Origin of the sequence: Paraburkholderia sp. SIMBA_053 (genome assembly GCF_046534895.1) — a bacterium.
Taxonomy (GTDB): Bacteria; Pseudomonadota; Gammaproteobacteria; order Burkholderiales; family Burkholderiaceae; genus Paraburkholderia; species Paraburkholderia caledonica.
Genome location: NZ_JAWRXU010000202.1, coordinates 1 through 371, shown reverse-complemented (window position 1 = coordinate 371; position 371 = coordinate 1). Strand labels below are relative to the sequence as shown.

Genomic DNA, 371 nt, shown 5'->3' with positions numbered 1-371 from the left:
CGCGCATCGCGTGTGCATGTGAGCCTCGCGTGAGACCGCGGCGGCGACCCATTGAGGGAGCAGATGCGACCATGAATCAGTCTCAACCGACCGCCGCTACACCTGACACATTCGCGCCTTCGATGCCCTTCGCATCGATACCGGGCAATCTGTTCGCGCAAGGCTACGCCTACGCCGTCGACACATGGCAGCGCAGCGTGCTGTTCGCCGACGTGATGCGCGAACGCGGCAATCAGTATCAGGCGCACATGCAGGAGCGCGTACCCAACGTGCTCGACTTCGGCACCGAACTCATCGTCGATGGGCGTACGCTGCCGCGCCCCGTCAATTACGGGCTCGTGCGCATCGTCGCGCCGGATGATCTGAAGCCC

General features: G+C 63.9%; 1 protein-coding gene. It reads left to right on the top strand.

Features of this window, described 5'->3' with window-relative positions; all coding sequences use genetic code 11:
• Positions 1-71: 71 nt before the first annotated feature.
• Positions 72-371: DUF3141 domain-containing protein (locus SB753_RS35275; protein WP_410804699.1), on the top strand; the 300-nt coding region annotated here is incomplete at its 3' end.